This is a genomic window from Staphylococcus sp. SA22, assembly GCF_054165785.1.
In genome coordinates, this window is sequence record NZ_JBSZQY010000001.1 from 321772 (window position 1) to 340525 (window position 18754).

The following is an 18754-nucleotide window of genomic DNA, read 5'->3' on the forward strand; positions in this document are numbered from 1 at the left end:
AAAATAATCTGATAAATCTTCGCAAAAAAATTTCACCCAAAACACTTTATCATTTAGGGTGAAATTTAATCTATTCTATAAGTCCTTGTTCTTTCAACTGCTTAACAGCTCTTGTCACAGCAATTTTAACGTGTTCATATGTTAATCCTCCTTGAACATATGCTTCATAAGGAGGACGAATAGGTCCATCTGCAGATAATTCAATCGATGAACCTTGAATAAACGTACCAGCTGCCATAATAACATCATCTTCGTAACCAGGCATATAACTCGGTTCTGGACTAAAATGTGCATTAATTGGGGATGCGTGTTGAATACTTTGACAAAATGAAATCATTTGTTCTTTCGTTTTAAATTTAACTGTTTGAATTAAATCAGTTCGTTTTTCATAGTACTTCGGCGTTGTGTTCATATTCATTTTTTCTAAAAATAAACTAGTAAACAATGCCCCTTTAAGACTCTGACTGACAACGTGTGGTGCTAAAAAGAAACCTTGATACATTTCAAGCAATGCATTTAATGAAGCACCCGCTTCTTTACCAATACCAGGTGCTGTCAATCTATAACCACATCGTTCAATTAAATCTTTTCTACCAGCAATGTATCCACCAATCTTAGCTAAACCACCGCCAGGGTTTTTAATTAATGATCCTGCTATTAAATCGGCACCACATTCTATAGGTTCACGTCTTTCAACAAATTCCCCATAACAGTTATCCACAAATATTAAAATATTAGGATGAACTTCTTTCAACCTAGTAATCACCTCTTCAATTTCATCTAGAGGAATTGAAGGTCTTTGATCATAGCCTTTCGAACGTTGAATCGCTATTACTTTGGTGCGCTCGGAAACCCCATCTAACACACTTTCAATATCGATCTTACCTTCTTTAAGTGCAATATCTTTATACGATACGCCGTGCTCCATTAAACTTTCAATACCATTTCCGTTTACACCAATGACTTCAAGTAAAGTGTCATATGGACTTCCCGTTATATAAATTAATTCATCACCATGTTTTAATAAACTTTGTAATGCAATAGTAATCGCATGCGTACCTGAAATAATTTGCGGACGAACAATTGCATCTTCTGCTTTAAATGCCTGCGCATATATTTCTTCTAAATGATCACGTCCAAAATCATCATACCCGTATCCTGTTGATCCTTGTAGATCACTTTCGGTTGCTTTGACATGATGAAACGCATTTAATACTTTTTCTTGATTAATATATGCAGTTTCTTCAATTTCTTTAAAATATGGTGCTAATGTTGATTCGACGTCAGCTACTATCTTACTTATATCTTTCATTTGAATTTCGTCCTTTTATTATTTTTTAAATCCTTTTATACGATAAACATTTTCAATTTCATCATATTTAAGTTCAGTCACTAAAGTATGTTGTTTTAGAAAATATAATCGATCTGCATTATTCGTCGCAATTGCCTCATCATAATAAGTTAATTGCCTTTTGATTTCATCAATAAATAACGTCTTAACAAGTAATTTATCACCATCATTTTTAGAAGAAACAAAAACATTAGGCAAATCACTTGCTGGACGATTTGATGCATGATCACATAAATCCTTTTTATTAAAAATAACTATTTGAGAAATATGGTTCATATCTAATTGTTTGATTAAATCATTAACTGTGTCATACTGCGTACGGTATTCAGGATGGCTACTATCTACGACATGTACTAATAAATCTGCACCTTTAGCCTCTTCTAAAGTTGATTTAAAAGCTGCAATTAACGTCGTAGGTAGTTTCTGTATAAAACCAACAGTATCTGAAATAATTAAATTAAATCCATCATTTATTTGAATTTGTCGTGTTTTAGGATCTAACGTTGCAAATAATTGATCTTTTTCATATGTCTCTTCATTTGCTAAAACATTAAACCATGATGATTTACCAGCATTTGTATAACCAACTAAAGCTACTTGAAACACCTGATTTTGATTTCTTTTATTTCGATATCTTTCGCGATGTTCTTCTACCGTTCGCAATTGATGTTTAATTTCATTCATACGAGTTCGAATATGTCTGCGATCCATCTCTAACTTCGTTTCACCAGGGCCTCTAGTTCCAATACCGCCACCTAAACGAGAAAGACTTTTACCATGGCCTTGCAATCTAGGTAATAAATAATCAAGTTGTGCTAGCTCTACTTGCAATTTACCTTCTTTACTTCTTGCTCTTAATGCAAATATTTCAAGAATCAACTGAGTTCTATCAATAATTTTTACACCTAAAGCTTCATTTAGTGATTTGGATTGTGCAGTCGTTAATTCATCATTTGTGATGACTACATCAATATCTTTGAACTCAATAAATGCTTGAATTTCTTCAATTTTACCTTTACCAACATAATATTTGCGATCTACACGATCTCTGTTTTGAGTAATTTGACCCAACACTTCAAGTTGGCAAGTCTCTGATAAAGATGATAATTCCTCCATTGTAGACTCAAAATTAAATTGCTTATCATCTTGAGCATGTACACCGACTAAGACAGCTTTTTCTAGTTTATTTTTAGTATCATGAATTTGTTGCTGAGCCATGTTATACATCTCCTTAATAAAATCCTACTCAAAGTATTCTATCATAGAGTTTTAGTAAAGACTATTACACGATTTTATGGTACATTTTAAGTAAATCGAAAGGATGATTCAATGGAGACAATTTATGATTTTGTAGTAGAAACAAATAAAGGTGTTACTTACAAATTAGATGCATATAAGGGTGACGTTATGCTAATTGTCAATACAGCTAGCGAATGTGGCTTTACTTCACAATTTGAAGGTTTGCAATCATTATACGAGAAATACAAAGATCAAGGGTTTGTAATTCTAGGTTTCCCTTGTAATCAATTTGGTGGCCAAGAACCTGGATCAGGCGAAGAAGCAGCTCAAAACTGTAAATTAAACTATGGTGTTACCTTCCCTATGCATCAAAAAATAGACGTAAAAGGGGAACATCAATTACCATTATTTAGATATTTGACTGCGGCACAACACGGATTCTTTAATGAGAAAATCAAATGGAATTTCACTAAGTTTTTAGTGGATCGTGAAGGCAACGTTGTTAAACGATTTGCACCTCAAAAAAAGCCTGTTCAAATCGAAAGAGAAATAGAAAAGTTATTATAAAATATACTAGCTCATAGCAAATAAAACGCTTCATATAAAGTCGTATCATATATTGACTCGGCCTTTATATGAAGCGTTTTTATTACAAACATTCCTCTATTGTATCTTGTCATTTGAACATCATTTAATTGATGTCACATATGACTTTATTTCTATATCTATTTATCATACTTCAAACGTTATGTACACGAGTCATTAAATCGTGCCCATATGATTACAACTTATTCTTCACTTTCAGTAGATTCTTGACCTTCAGTTTCTACTGTATAAGTGCTGATCGCATGTTTGTAAATCAAGTGTTGTTTGCCTTGAGAATTTAAGCTTACGACATACTTGTCGTATTCTTCAATAACACCTTTCATTTGGAAACCGTTTAGAAAGAATACAGTTACTTCAGTTTGGTTTGCTTTAAAATTCTCTAGTGCTTTGTCTTGGATGTTTTCGTTTGCAATCATCTGTCGGACTCCTTTTACTTAATCTGGGTTGTAATCTCATCTAACATCATTTGAAGTGACATATTTTCTTTATCTAACCAATGAACACTCATTTTATTCTTGAACCATGTCATTTGTCGTTTTGCATATTGGCGTGAATGTTGCTTTAAATCATTGACAGCATCTTCATAAATCATTTGTCCGTTAATCACAGGTATTAATTCTTTATATCCAATAGCTTGCATACTTTGGCAAGATTCATAGCCTTGTTCAACAAGTTGTTGCACTTCTCTAAATAATCCGTGATCCAACATAATATCAACACGTTTATTTATTCTTGAATATAATGTTTTACGCGACATTTCAATCCCTATTAATAATGTATCATAATTTTCAGTAAATTGTTGCACTTTCTTACGATTACTCAAAAGTTTTTTTGTTTTTAAATAATATTCAATAGCGCGCAATACTCTTTGACGGTTATTAGGGTGAATATTTTTTGCAGAAACCTCGTCAAATTGAGCTAAATATTCGTGTAGTTGCTGATTATCTAAATGTTCTAATGCAGATAACTTTTGTTTAACTACGGATAATTGTGCAGGTGTAACTGTTTCATCTTCTAATTCATAATTATATATTAATGATTGAATGTATAAGCCTGTTCCACCTGCTATGATTGGAACTTTACCTCTATTCGTTATATCAGTAATTAAATCTTCTGCTAATCGCTTGAATTCATATGCTGAAAATGTATCATCAGGATTCAAGATATCAATTAAATGATGTGGAATACCATCCATTTCTTCAGGTGTTACTTTTGCAGTTCCAATATTCATATGCTTGTAGACTTGCATAGAGTCACCGCTTATGATTTCACCATTGATACGCTTCGCGAGTTCGATGCTAAGCTCTGTTTTACCTGAAGCAGTTGGCCCCACAATTACTACAATAAAAGGCTTATTTTTATTCATATTTAATTCCACTTTCTTTATTTTTTATAAAATTGATTCAACCATTTAAACAAGTCTTCCCAAATTTTGTCATGATCTTTTTCAAATAACACTTCATGACGTTTATGATGATAAAGATTAACTTTAACATTTTTAATGCCGGCTTTTCTATATATATTCGCCAATTTTAAAATCCCTTTACCATAATCACCTAAAGGATCGTCATATCCTGAAACTAATAATATAGGCATGGCATGATTTAACACTTTTATATTTTTTAATTGTGATGTATGTAGCATATAATAGGCTGTTTGATATAATAATTGATTTGACACATTAAATCCACTATATGGATCTTTAATAAAGTTGTCTACTTCAGTTGGATTACTAGAAATCCAATCACTTTGTGTACGTAAAGGACGTATTTTTTTATTAAAACTATTTGATACTAACTGGTTAACCCATTCAACCCGTTTCTCAGCACCATAAATTTTTGCAATCAGTTGTAACACCTTAACGGTTGGTAACCCTTTCCATAACGGATACATACCAGTACCACTTAAAATTAGACCATCAACATATTGCGGATATGTTTCTACAAACAATCTAGCTATAACAGACCCCATTGAATGTCCGATTATAATGTAAGGTTTATCAACATTGCCTCTCACTGTTTGCGCTACTTCAAAGGCATCACCGATAACTCGTTTCATATCATCGTAATGCCCTCTTGTTGATTCATCAATATTAATACCATGTCCTCGATGATTATGACGTATCACATCGAAGCCATGCTTTGAAAGTGCATGTGCTAATTTATCGTAACGTTCCATATGTTCAGCCATACCATGAAATATATGAATAATTCCTTTTGAATCTACGTCTGTAAAATTCACTTTAACTTCAATATTCGTATTATCTTGTACAGTTAATTTAAATTGTTTTTCAGTCATCATCTCACACCTTTAATAACAACGTTTTTATATTCGCTTTTATTATTATCATACATTTAGTGATGCCTAGTTTCAATTGACTAATGTATCTCATATAAAAAACTGATGCCCTTAAAACAGGACACCAGTTTATGATTGTACAAATTAATTATTCTTTAACTGCTGGTTGATTATTTCCATGTTGCGCTTCTTTAATTGCTTGCTCAACTTCTTCAGTATAAGCCTCAATTTGAGCTGGAGAGTAGTCTAACATATCAGCCATAATATCTATGATACTATCTTTATAATCTAATACATCTTTAATATTGAAGTACATTTTACCAGAACGACGAACTAAGAAATCGTTAGGTTTGTATACCATTTCTTGTTGAATACTATAAACAAGTTCTACATAAATTTCTAATGGTAACTTGCTATCATGGTATTGAGATGTTTGCGCAATGTTGAACAATTCATCAACATTTGAACCATATTTAGATGCTAAACGTCTTGCAACATCTTCATCAATGCCGAATCCTTTAGCTACATCTACTTTTTGCTCTACAAACGCATCAAAGTTCTTACTACCACCTACATCGCCACCTGAAATTGCCAGACCTTTTGTATTACATGGACTAAATGTTAAACCGTAGTCTTTTTTCAAGCGTTTAGATACTAAATCAACAATGTCTTGAGCCATGTGACGATAGCCTGTTAATTTACCACCTGCAATAGTTAATAAACCTGATTTACCTTCCCAAATTTCATCCTTACGAGAGATTTCAGAAGGGTCTTTGCCTTCTTCGTAAATTAATGGTCTAATTCCTGCCCATGTTGATTCAATATCTTCATCTGTAACATTAACACTAGGGAACATGTAATTAATAGCATCGATTAAATAGTCTCTGTCTTCTTGTGTAGTTAATGGTGAAGATTTGATATTGTCATAGAATGTATCTGTAGTACCTACATACGCTTTTCCTTCACGCGGGATTGCAAAAATCATTCTTCCATCTTTTTCAGTATCAAAGTATACTGCTTGACCTAATGGGAATTTTGATTGATCAATAACAACATGTACACCTTTAGTTAAACGTAATTTTTTATTATTGCGTGCATAATCACCACTTCTAACATCATCAACCCATGGACCTGCTGCATTAACCACTTTTTTAGCCTTAATTGTATAATTTTCATTAGTTAATTTATCTATAACTGTAACACCATTTACTTGTTGATTTTTATCATAAGTGAAGTGTTCTGACTTAGTATAGTTGATAATTTCTGCGCCTTTTTCAGCAGCACGCTTCATAACTTCAATAGTTAAACGCGCATCGTCAGTACGATATTCAACATAGTAACCGCCGCCTTTTAGACCTTCTTTTTTAACTAATGGTTCTTTAGCTAAAGTTTCTTTTTTAGATAACATTTTTTTACGTTCAGACTTTTTAACACCTGCTAAACGATCATACATTCCTAAACCAATTGATGTTGAGAATTTACCAAATGTTCCACCTTTATGCATTGGTAAAAGCATCCACTCTGGAGTCGTAACATGAGGCCCATTTTCATAAACAATCGCACGTTCTTTACCAGTTTCGGCAACTACTCCAATTTGGAATTGTTTTAAGTAACGTAAACCACCATGGACTAATTTTGTAGATCTTGAGCTTGTTCCTTGTGCAAAGTCTTGCATTTCAACTAATGCAACTTTCATTCCTCTTTCACTCGCGTCTAGTGCAATACCTGCACCTGTAATACCGCCACCAATAATTACTAAATCATATTCATCATTTCTTAAATTCTTTTTAATATATTCTCTCTTAAAAGTAGACAATGCCATTCCAAAACGCCTCCTAAAAAAATGTAAAAACGAGAGACTTGTCCCACATAAACAATCCTTCAATTGTACATGTTCGAACAAATCTCTCGTTTCTCGATTCAAATATTAACTTAAATTGATTGTATCACAATGTTTATACAAAAGTCTAATCTACATGTTTATTCTGTTTTAAAAACTTGTGTTGCTTCAACAGCTTTTTTCCAACCTCTATATAATTTTTCTCTTTCGCATTCATCCATTTTCGGATCGAATTTTTCTTCTAATTTCCAGTTTTTAGCGATATCATCTTTACTCTCCCAGAATCCAACTGCTAAACCTGCTAAATATGCAGCACCTAAAGCTGTAGTTTCTTGAATTTCAGGTCTTTCAACAGAAGTATTAACAATGTCTGCTTGGAACTGCATAATAAAGTTATTTTTAACTGCACCACCATCGACACGTAAACTTTGGACATCAATACCAGAGTCTTTTGACATTGCTTCCATAACGTCACGAGTTTGGTAACATAATGATTCTAAAGTTGCACGGATAAAGTGCTCTTTTTCAGTTCCACGTGTTAAACCGAAAATCGCACCACGTGCTTCAGAATCCCAATATGGTGTTCCTAAACCTACAAAAGCTGGAACAACATAAACACCCTCAGTAGAGTCAACTCGTGTCGCATAACTTTCTGATTGTGGTGCTGAATTAATCATTCTTAATCCATCACGTAACCATTGGATTGCTGAACCCGAAACAAAGATTGAGCCTTCAAGCGCATAATTTACTTTTCCATCAATACCATAAGCAATTGTTGTTAATAAACCACTTTCAGATTTAACCGCTTTGTCACCTGTATTCATTAACATGAAGCCACCAGTTCCATATGTGTTTTTCACGTCACCACGTTCGAAGCAAGCTTGTCCAAATAATGCTGCTTGTTGATCACCAGCTACACCAGCGATTGGTACTTCTTGACCATAGAAGTGGTAATCAATTGTCTTACCATATACTTCACTTGAAGGTTTAACTTCTGGCAACATATTTTTAGGTACTGTAAGTAGTTCTAATAACTCATCGTCCCATTCTAAATCATGGATATTAAACATTAAAGTACGACTCGCATTTGAATAATCAGTAATATGCGCAGCTTTTCCTGATAATTTCCATACTAACCAAGTATCAATCGTTCCAAATAATAGATCGCCATTTTCTGCTTTTTCTCGTGCACCTTCAACATTGTCTAGAATCCATTTAACTTTTGTACCTGCAAAATACGGATCTAAAAGCAATCCTGTCTTATCTCTAAATGTTTGTTCATATCCTTGTTGTTTTAATTCTGAACAAATTGATTGTGTTTGACGTGATTGCCAAACAATTGCGTGATAAATTGGGCGGCCAGTATGTTTGTCCCAAACAACCGTTGTTTCGCGTTGGTTTGTAATACCGATACCTGCAATTTGATCAGCTCTAACATCATTTTCATTAATTACTTCCGTCATTACAGCTAACACAGATGTCCAAATTTCATTTGCATCATGTTCAACCCAACCTGATTGTGGAAAATATTGCTTAAACTCACGTTGTGCTACCCCTGCAATTTCCCCTTTTTGATTGAATAAAATCGCTCTTGAGCTTGTTGTTCCTTGGTCTATAGATAAAATATATTTTTCCATTTGTAGTATCTCCTTTATTAAAAAATAATCGCTAACCCATTGTACAAAATCTGTTAAATTTTGGCGAAAAAATAGCATAATCCATGAATCAAACATGTTAAATTATGCTATTTACGTTTCTTTTTATTTTAGTAAATTGATTCGATATCACCTTTTTTTGATGATTTATTTAAAATGTAACCTAAAATCAAAGTAATAATAACTACAACAATTGCAATTGCACAACCAATATTAAATGTATGTTTATAAAATACAGCGTATACTACCGCACCTAATAAACCACCGGCAATTGGTCCTAAGATAGGAACGATTGCATATGACCAATTTGAACCACCTTTACCAGCTATTGGTAAAATCGCATGTGCAATTCTCGGACCTAAATCACGTGCTGGGTTGATTGCATAACCAGTAGCACCGCCTAAACTTAATCCGATTGCAACAATTAATGCTCCGACAATTAAAGGATTTAAACCATCGGCAATTTTGTTTACACCGATAAATAAAATACCTAAAGTTAATGCCATTGTTCCGATAATCTCACTTAAAAAGTTGGCAAAGTAATTCTTAATAGCCGGTGCTGTAGAAAAAACACCTAATTTCGCGCCAGCTTCTTCTGTCGCTTTCCAATGTGGCAAGTACATTAACCATACAATCGTTGCTCCGACAATTGCACCTAACATTTGAGCAACAATATAACCAGGAACTAATGACCAATCAAAACTTCCGTCTAATGCAAGAGCTAAAGACACCGCTGGGTTTAAATGTGCACCTGAGAATTGACCGACAGCATACACACCCATTGTAACCGCTAATCCCCATCCAGCTGTGATGACAATCCAATCAGCACCATTCGCAGCACTTCTCTTTAAATTGACATTGGCACAAACGCCACCACCAAAAAGGATTAAGATTGCAGTTCCTAGGAATTCTGCTAAATATACATTCATATTAAATGTCCTCCCAAAAAGACAAAGAGATTCCTACACTAGCAGTTTGGCTCGTAGAAATCTCCCGTCTCTATTCTATGTATTAACTTTTATTATATTTGTTATGATACTATCGAGATGAAAGCGTTGTCAATGGTTTTTGTAAAAATTTTGTCAAATTTAATTTTTCAAGTCTTTATAAAAGTAGTTTAATTTGAAAACTAGAAATATCAATACGCACTAAATAGTCTATGACGTTCAGTTGCTTAAATGACATTCTTCAGCCATATTTTTTATGACTATTTGCATTTTTACAAATAAACACCTCTATAACTTTAATGATTTTAATCGTTTTAGAGGTGCTAATTATTTTATTTAATTATTCTTTGTATGATACCTTAAATTCCTTATTACATATCCCATATGAACACGGCTTTTTTAATATGTTATATGACTAAATCTAGTGAAAAATCTAATTTTTGCAGACTTATGATTCACCAGAGTTTATCATAACTAGTTGTTACATATTTCGCTCCATTTTTAACAGCTTCATTGACTTCATCTATTGTATTAATTAGGCCACCTGCAATGACTTGTGTGTTTGTTTCTTTCTGAATATGATGAATCGCTTTACTCGCAACACCTGGAAGTACTTCTACAAAATCAGGTTCAACTTTTTTTATCAAATCTATACTGCGTTTCAATGCTTGACTATCAATAATAAACACTCTAAAAATCGTTAAAGTATTTAATGATTTCGCTTTTTTTATTACTTTAGATTTAGTCGATACAATACCTTTTGGCTTGTATTGCTGAATAATAAATTCACTTGCAAATTCATCGTGACTTAAACCTTTTATCAAATCTATATGAATAAAACACTCTATATGATTTTGCTTCAGCAATTCCATAATACTTTTAATATGTCCTATATGCATATCTAGAAGCACACACATTTTATAATCTGTTTTAATCAGTTTCTCTAAATCTTTAATGTTTCTTATGGCAGGCAATATGTTGTTATTCACTTGATTCATCCTCTCTACATCACACGCTTAAATAATTTTTCTAATTCGTATTTTGAAAAATTAATGATAATTGGACGACCATGTGGACATGTAAATGGATCTTCCGCTTCTCTTAATTGATCAATTAAATCAGACATTTCATGTTTTTGTAAATAATGATTCGCTTTAATAGATTTTTTACATGACATCATGATTGCTACATCTTCACGTAATTTTTTGATATCTACTTTTTTCTCTTCCAAAATTAGCTCAATCATATCTTTAATAATTTCTTCTACTTCATCTTTAGGGAACCAAACTGGATAGCTACTTACAATATAATCATGACCACCAAAATGTTCTAACATGATACCTACTTGTTGAAGCTCATTTTTATATTGATCAATGACTAATTGTTCATCTTTTGAAAAATGAAATGTTAACGGGATTAATAAATCTTGTACTTCATTGGTAACTTCACCTATTTTATCTCGAAAATATTCATATTTTATTCTTTCTTGAGCTGCATGCTGGTCAATCATGTACATGCCAAATTCATTTTGAGCAATAATATACGTTCCATGTACTTGGCCAACAATTTCCATATATGGAATTCTTCGTTTTGGGTCTTTACTTTTTGTTCCTTTAATATCGTTCACATCATAATAATCATCAGACGCTTTATTCTCATAATTTTGCACAGATGCATCGTCATTTGAATCAAATGTTTGATCCATTTCTTGTAAAATTTCTTGTTGTTTTTTGAAGTAGTCTTCATCTTTTTCACGTGTATTATTATAACCAGAAGATTCATCATCAGCTATTAAACTTTCAGATGTTTTCGTTACGAACGGATTATATGAATCTTCTTTTATAACTATCTCATCGTTTTGATTTTCTGCCATAAATGGCTTACTGTTACTTTCTTCAGATGAAAACGTCTTCTCTTGGTTATTCTCTGTGTTTTGTCTTTGTTCAAATTCGATTTTTTGTTGTTCGAATGAATGTAACACTTTATTTTTTTTCGGCACATAATCCAAGTTATTTTTAGGAATTAATATACGGTCTTTAAATGCTTCTTGTATTTTGCTCACTATCAATTGATATAGTTGCTCTTCTTTTGATAAACGCACTTCTAGTTTTGTTGGATGAACATTTACGTCTACTAAGATTGGATCCATTTCAATATTAATATAACAAATCGGGAACCTACCTATTGTTAAGAGTGTATGATAGCCTTCTAAAATCGCTTTATTTAGCATAAAGTTTTTAATGTATCGTCCATTAATAAAAATAGAAATATAGTGCTTATTACTTCTAGAATGTTCAGGCTTTGCAACAAAACCTTCAATGTGATAATCACTTGTATCTCCAGATATATGTACTAAATCTCGTGCAACTTTCATCCCATAAATCTCTGCCATCACTTCATTAGTTCGTCCTGAACCATTTGTACTTAACATTGTTTTGCCATCTGAAATGAGTGCTATTCGAATGTCCGGATGACTCATTGCCATTCTGTTGACAATATCTGTTATTTTACCTAGTTCAGTGTATAAACTTTTAATATATTTTAAACGTGCTGGTGTATTATAAAACAATGATTCTACAAGTATATCTGTTCCTTTTTTCGCTTTTGCAGGCTTATGATTTAATATTTCACCATTTTCTACATATATTTCATTTCCATTAGCATTATCCGTGCAAGTCTTCAATGTTACTTTAGCAACTGATGAAATACTGGCTAGTGCTTCACCACGGAATCCTAATGTCCTAATATGAAATAAATCTTCGTCTTGATCTAATTTACTAGTCGCATGTCTATGAAATACTAATCCTAAGTCTTCCGCTTCAATTCCGCTTCCATTATCGACTACGCGAATAGATTGGACGCCAGATTCCTCTACTTCAATGCTTATTTCTGTAGCGCCTGCATCTATAGCATTTTCCAACAGTTCTTTCACAACAGAACTCGGTCTTTCAACTACTTCACCTGCTGCGATTTTATTTGCTAATGAGGTTTGGAGTTCTTTAATTTTCCCCATTTTGCAACACCTCTATTTTAATTGATTTTGTAATTCACTTAACTTCACCAATGCCTCAATTGGTGTCATATTAGATAAATTCAAATTTTTAATTTGTAGTTCAATCTCGCTTTCTTGATCATTTTCAAACAAATCAAATGATGCTTGTTCAAAGTCTTTTTGAGATAAAGTATCAGTTGTTTCTTCAACACTTAAGTTTGAATTTTCTTGATTAATTTCAGGTTCATTTTCGATCATTTTTAAATTTGATATCGATGATTTTTTATCAGCAGACGCTTCAAACTCGCTTAGGATCACTTGTGCTCTGCTAATAACTTTTTCAGGTAAATCAGCTAATTTCGCAACTTGAATACCATAACTATCGTCAACTGCACCATCTTTGACTTTATGCAAGAATATAAGTTCACCTTTATATTCATTAGCAGCGACGTGAACATTTTTTAGACTTGGTAATGCTCGATCTAATGTTGTCAATTCATGATAATGTGTTGAAAATAACGTTTTAGCATGTGATGTTTCAGCTACATACTCTATCATTGCCTGCGCTAAAGCTAAACCGTCATACGTTGAAGTACCACGTCCAATTTCATCGAAAATAATCAAACTATCCTCTGTTGCATAAGTTAATGCCTTTTGTGCTTCTAGCATTTCTACCATAAACGTACTCTTACCTGAAACCAAATCATCTGCCGCACCTATTCTAGTAAATATTTGATCAAATATAGGTAACACAGCCTCTTTACAAGGGACATAAGCTCCCATTTGGGCCATTATGCTAATTATGGCAACTTGTCTCATATACGTCGATTTACCAGACATATTCGGACCTGTAATTAAATATATAAATGTTTCATTATCTAATCGACAATTATTAGGCACATAGTCATTATAATCCATTACTCTTTCCACTACTGGGTGCCTAGATTCCACTAATTCTAATGTTTTATTTTCACTAAATGAAGGCCTAGTATAATTATATTTTTGAGCAATTTCTGCAAAGCTCTGTAAACAATCTAACTCTGAAATAATTTTAGCTTGTTGTTGTAAACGTTCAGTATATTTTTTAACTTCTTCACGTAGCTGAACAAATAATAGATATTCTAATTCAATGGCTTTGTCTTCCGCAGCTAAAATGATATCTTCTTTTTCTTTAAGTTCATCAGTTATAAATCGTTCCGCATTCGATAGCGTTTGCTTCCTCATATAACCAAATTCACTTGGTTCAAAATTTTGCAAGTTGGCACGTGTTATTTCTATAAAATAACCAAACACTTTATTAAAGCTTATTTTCAATGATTTTATTCCTGTACGTTGTCTTTCTTTTGCTTGTAGTTCTGCTAACCATGTTTTTCCGTTTTTTGAAGCTTCAAGATATTCATCTAATTGCATATTAAAACCAACTTTGAATAGTCCACCATCTTTAACTGAAATTGGTGGTTCTTCTACTAAACTCTGTTCTAATATATCAAGTAAATCATCAAGTGGCTCTAGTTGATTAACATGTACAAGAGTATCCTGATTCATAGAATTTAGTAATGCTTTAATGTTCGGTATTTCAGAAATGGAATGTTTAAGTTGAATTAAATCTCTCGCATTAACATTTCCGTAACTAACACGCCCAACAAGACGTTCAATATCATACACTTGATTAAGATATGTTCTTAAGGTGTCTCTTTCTATGAAATGAGCACTAAATTCATCAACGATATCTAATCGTGCTTCAATTTGTTCTTTACTTATTAGTGGTCTATCTATCCATTGTTTTAATCGGCGTGCTCCCATTGGTGTTTTCGTTTCGTCCATCAACCAAAGTAGCGTTCCTTTTTTGGATTTTAATCGAATGCTTTCCGTTAACTCAAGGTTTCTCTTAGCATAAAAATCCATTTTCATATAATCTATAGCTGCATATTGAACAACATCCTCGATATGCGATAAATCACGTTTTTGTGTATGATGAATATAATCTAGCAATAATTGTGTCGCTTGATACATTAATTTATGTTCAGTTTGATTCACACTATAAATTTCAGATGATAACGTTTCCCTGACTGTTATTGTTTCTGTCACCATATTAATTTGTCTTTTTAAATGATCGGAAATATTGTCATTGATAACAACTTCGTTAGGGTTTATCGTCGTAATTTCATTTAATAAAGTCGCTTCATCATTAAAATGTGTAACCTTTAATTCGCCAGTAGAAACATCACAGTAACTAAGCGCAATTTCAGGTTGATTCATAACAAAACTTAAAATATAGTTATTTTGTTTATCATCTACACCTCCTTGCTCCATCACAGTTCCTGGAGTCACAATTCTTACTACCTCACGTCTAACCATACCTTTCGTTTGTTTCGGATCTTCCATCTGTTCACAAATAGCTACTTTATATCCATTATTAACAAGTGTATCTATATAACTATCTGCAGAATGATACGGAACACCACACATCGGAATTGGATTTTCTTTTTTAGCATCTCTTTTAGTTAAAGTAATTTCAAGTACACGTGATGCCTCCTTGGCATCTTCATAAAACATTTCATAGAAATCACCTAGTCTAAAAAATAATAAGCAATCTTGGTATTCTGATTTTATTTTTAAATATTGCTGCATCATTGGTGTAACATTAGACATATTATTTCTTCACAACCCTTGTCTCTTTTTAAAATTTGTCTTTACAATATATTCGTTTGTAAGCTTTCTAATTATTAATTATTTAACTTATACATTTTAACATACTTACTTTTACAAACCTATTCATACCATATAATAACGAAGTATCTTAAATGTATTAGAAAACGCCTCAAACCTAATAAAATGTGTTAATAGCATGTTTAGAATTATATTAAAATTCTAACATTCAAGACATTTAATTAAGTAAGGGCGTTCAATATTAAAATGAACAATGACTTTGTTTGAAATCATATATCATAAAATTATTTTATAAACCTTTTAAGAATACCACGTTTTTTTAGAGTAATTAATAAGAAATAACTTATAATAGATCCGATAGCACTTGAGACTATGAACGTAATCATTAACGGTTTAATGAAGAAGTCTTGAAGCCCAAGGAAATATGCTAATGGTATACAAATTAAACTTCCGATGACACCAGTTCCAAGTACTTCACCGACCGCGGCCATGAATATATGTTTACGATATATGTAAAACATACTAGCCAATAAAACTCCAATCATACTACCCGGAAATGCAAAAGCTGTACCAGTTCCAAAAAGAACTCTTAAAATTGATGATATAAGCGCTTGAGCTAATCCATACCAAGGACCTACTATGACCGCACTTAATACATTTACAAAATGCTGTACTGGTGCTGCCTTAACTGGTCCTAGAGGAATGATGATAATACTGCTTAATACAACATTTATTGCAATTAAAAGTGCAGTTATAGCCAGTTTTCTTGATTTCATATGATTGTTCTCCTTTTTGTTTGTAATTAATCACTATGTTTGGCTTTATTATGGTCATTTAAACGTGTTTCCATTGTTGATACAAACATTTTCAATAATTGATTCGCTTCATATTGTGAAGTTTGAAACTGTTCAACTATGGGCAATGTATTTATTTCTGCTTCTATACTTTGAATGGTATGTTCCGACTGTTCTAGCGCATTTTGTTTCCCGTAATTTTGAAAGTTTACTGCTTGTTTTTGATGCTTTTTTAACATATCCATTTTAGTCTTTATCGTTTGGTTCTGATGAATCTGTGCTTCAATTTGTTGATATGTTTTGATAGTATCCAAATTTTTAATTTTATTTGCAATATTATCCGCTTGTTTCAACACGTCATCTTTATTATACATTTATTGAATCACCATTTCCGGCTCTACTTGCTTTACAAAACTGCCATTTAATGAATACTGTTTAGCTTCATCTATTCGTACTTCCACTAGTTTACCAATCATTTCTTTAGGCGCTTTAAAATTAACTAACTTATTTTTATCGGTGTAGCCAGCAAGAACCTGATCATCTTTTTTACTACTACCTTCACAAAGTACTGTTACAGTTTGTCCTTCGTACTTACTCATAGCTATTTGTGAATAATGACCAACTTTTTTATTCAAACGTTGCAATCGTTCCTTTTTGACATCTAAAGGTACATTATCTTTCATTTTAGCAGCAGGCGTACCATCACGTTGTGAATACAAATACGTATATGCATGTTCAAAACCAACTTCATCATATAAAGTTAAAGTTTCTTCAAATTGTTCCTCTGATTCATTTGGATAACCTACAATAATATCTGTAGTTAATGCTACATTTGGAATTCTATCTTTGATTCGTTTTACTAAATCCAAATAACTTTCTCGTGTATATTTTCTACCCATTATTTTTAATACTGCATTATTTCCAGATTGAACTGGCAAGTGGATATGAGGAACGATATTACCGCCCTCTGAAATAACATCAATCATGTGATCTGTGAAGTCCCAAGGATGACTTGTTGTGAAACGAACTCTTGGAATCGCTATTTTAGAAATTGCTTGTAAAAGATCTCCTAAGTCATATTCTATATCCTGTAAATCTTTACCGTATGAATTTACATTTTGACCTAAAAGCGTTATTTCTTTGTAACCTTCACGAGCAAGTTCACGTACTTCATCTATAATGTCTTCAGGTCTACGGCTTCGTTCTTTACCTCTTGTAAATGGAACAATACAATATGTACAAAACTTATCACAACCATACATAATATTGACCCATGCTTTAATGTTGCCTTCACGGACTTTTGGAAGATTTTCAATAACGTCTCCTTCTTTAGACCATACTTCAACAACCATTGCTTTAGATAAGTATGCTTCTTCTAAAATTTCTGGTAAATGATGAATATTATGTGTACCAAATATCATATCTACATTTTGATACGATTTTAAAATTTTATTCACTACTGACTCTTCTTGTGACATACAACCACAAACTCCGATTAAAATATCAGGTCGTTCTTTCTTCAAATGCTTCAAATTACCTATTTCACTAAACACTTTGTTCTCGGCATTTTCTCTAATCGCACATGTATTAATTAAAATAACATCTGCAGTGTTAATATCAGTCGTTGCTTGATAGCCTAATGCTTCAAGTATACCAGCAATGACCTCAGTGTCATGTGCATTCATTTGACATCCATATGTTTTAATTAAAAATGTACGCTCGTTCCCCATACCGCGATATTTTTCATCAATTTGGAAATCTCTATTATAACGAACTTCTTGTTTACCTCTTTTTTTCGCTTCTTTTAAATTAGGCGGTTGATAAACATGTTCAAAATATTTACTATAATCTTTTTCTGCTTTCTTATCTCTCTCAGCTAAAACATCTACAGAACTTGCTTTTCTTTGTTCTTCGTTCACTTTACAAAATCCTTTCTATTTGCCCGTATCATTTAATAATTATATTAAATTTAACTATAAAGTGCAAAAGCAGTTAAAGTTATACGTCATCTCTAACAAGCCAATTCAAATCCAGTTTACTTCACTTTTAATGTTATTCATCATATTTTTCAGTTAAAGTTTCAATAGTGATGCCATCTGGCACATGATAAAACTTAACTTGGCTAATAATACTTGGACATTCAAGTTCCACCATTCGTTCATTTAATGATTGTATTAAAATTAAACATTCATTCATATTTCCTTGTACTGTCGTTTCTAACGGACCTACTCTAAAATGCAAACCAGATTCGTCAATTATTTTAATCGCCTCGTCTACGTAAGGTATAACATTGTCATTGTTTGGTGTTTTAGGAATTATTTGTATACTCATTAATGTGTCTTTCATTTTTAAAAACTCCTTT

16 protein-coding genes are annotated in these 18754 nt (G+C 32.5%); 1 reads left to right on the forward strand and 15 read right to left on the reverse strand.

From position 1 onward, the window contains the following. Positions 1-70: 70 nt before the first annotated feature. On the reverse strand, positions 71-1312 hold the full coding sequence (locus tag ACXQH5_RS01530; protein WP_000652045.1) for a methionine gamma-lyase family protein: 1242 nt from the start codon (positions 1310-1312) through the stop codon (positions 71-73). Between the two features lie 18 nt (positions 1313-1330). Beyond that, a complete protein-coding gene (gene hflX, locus ACXQH5_RS01535; protein WP_000068613.1) occupies positions 1331-2569 on the reverse strand; it encodes a GTPase HflX in 1239 nt (412 codons plus the stop codon). A gap of 111 nt (positions 2570-2680) precedes the next feature. Here hflX and ACXQH5_RS01540 point away from each other — a divergent pair, with 111 nt between their 5' ends. Beyond that, the gene (locus tag ACXQH5_RS01540) at positions 2681-3157 is read left to right on the forward strand and encodes a glutathione peroxidase (protein WP_000448078.1); all 477 of its coding nucleotides are present in this window, start codon (positions 2681-2683) and stop codon (positions 3155-3157) included. A gap of 221 nt (positions 3158-3378) precedes the next feature. Here the strand turns inward: ACXQH5_RS01540 and hfq are convergent, their stop codons facing one another. The 13 genes from hfq to ACXQH5_RS01605 all read right to left on the reverse strand — a co-directional run bounded on the left by hfq (position 3379) and on the right by ACXQH5_RS01605 (position 18738). Then, positions 3379-3612 (reverse strand): RNA chaperone Hfq, encoded by a 234-nt coding sequence (gene hfq, locus ACXQH5_RS01545; RefSeq protein ID WP_000561359.1) that lies wholly within the window; start codon positions 3610-3612, stop codon positions 3379-3381. 14 nt (positions 3613-3626) lie between these two features. Continuing rightward, positions 3627-4562: a tRNA (adenosine(37)-N6)-dimethylallyltransferase MiaA gene (miaA, locus tag ACXQH5_RS01550; protein ID WP_001813266.1), complete on the reverse strand. Its 936-nt coding sequence runs from the start codon at positions 4560-4562 to the stop codon at positions 3627-3629. 17 nt (positions 4563-4579) lie between these two features. After that, positions 4580-5494: an alpha/beta fold hydrolase gene (locus ACXQH5_RS01555; protein WP_000136943.1), complete on the reverse strand. Its 915-nt coding sequence runs from the start codon at positions 5492-5494 to the stop codon at positions 4580-4582. A 148-nt stretch (positions 5495-5642) separates the two neighbouring features. Then, positions 5643-7316 (reverse strand): glycerol-3-phosphate dehydrogenase/oxidase, encoded by a 1674-nt coding sequence (locus tag ACXQH5_RS01560; RefSeq protein WP_001218607.1) that lies wholly within the window; start codon positions 7314-7316, stop codon positions 5643-5645. A 158-nt stretch (positions 7317-7474) separates the two neighbouring features. Continuing rightward, positions 7475-8971: a glycerol kinase GlpK gene (gene glpK, locus ACXQH5_RS01565; protein ID WP_000417378.1), complete on the reverse strand. Its 1497-nt coding sequence runs from the start codon at positions 8969-8971 to the stop codon at positions 7475-7477. 128 nt (positions 8972-9099) lie between these two features. Next, positions 9100-9918, reverse strand: coding sequence for an MIP/aquaporin family protein (locus tag ACXQH5_RS01570; RefSeq protein WP_001103747.1), 819 nt, complete (start codon positions 9916-9918; stop codon positions 9100-9102). 473 nt (positions 9919-10391) lie between these two features. Next, positions 10392-10934 carry a glycerol-3-phosphate responsive antiterminator gene (locus ACXQH5_RS01575; protein WP_001077635.1) on the reverse strand — a complete coding sequence of 181 codons (543 nt, stop codon included), beginning with the start codon at positions 10932-10934 and terminating at the stop codon, positions 10392-10394. A 5-nt stretch (positions 10935-10939) separates the two neighbouring features. Next, entirely contained in the window at positions 10940-12949 is a 2010-nt protein-coding gene (mutL, locus tag ACXQH5_RS01580; RefSeq protein ID WP_000516254.1) for a DNA mismatch repair endonuclease MutL, read from the reverse strand. Positions 12950-12961: 12 nt separating this feature from the next. Then, positions 12962-15580, reverse strand: coding sequence for a DNA mismatch repair protein MutS (mutS, locus tag ACXQH5_RS01585; protein WP_458066451.1), 2619 nt, complete (start codon positions 15578-15580; stop codon positions 12962-12964). 302 nt (positions 15581-15882) lie between these two features. Next, positions 15883-16374 (reverse strand): energy coupling factor transporter S component ThiW, encoded by a 492-nt coding sequence (gene thiW / locus ACXQH5_RS01590; protein WP_000842276.1) that lies wholly within the window; start codon positions 16372-16374, stop codon positions 15883-15885. Positions 16375-16400: 26 nt separating this feature from the next. Next, entirely contained in the window at positions 16401-16766 is a 366-nt protein-coding gene (locus tag ACXQH5_RS01595; protein ID WP_000282386.1) for a RicAFT regulatory complex protein RicA family protein, read from the reverse strand. Continuing rightward, on the reverse strand, positions 16767-18311 hold the full coding sequence (gene miaB, locus ACXQH5_RS01600; RefSeq protein ID WP_001001522.1) for a tRNA (N6-isopentenyl adenosine(37)-C2)-methylthiotransferase MiaB: 1545 nt from the start codon (positions 18309-18311) through the stop codon (positions 16767-16769). A gap of 133 nt (positions 18312-18444) precedes the next feature. Continuing rightward, positions 18445-18738 (reverse strand): thiamine-binding protein, encoded by a 294-nt coding sequence (locus tag ACXQH5_RS01605; RefSeq protein ID WP_000655666.1) that lies wholly within the window; start codon positions 18736-18738, stop codon positions 18445-18447. Positions 18739-18754: the final 16 nt, after the last annotated feature.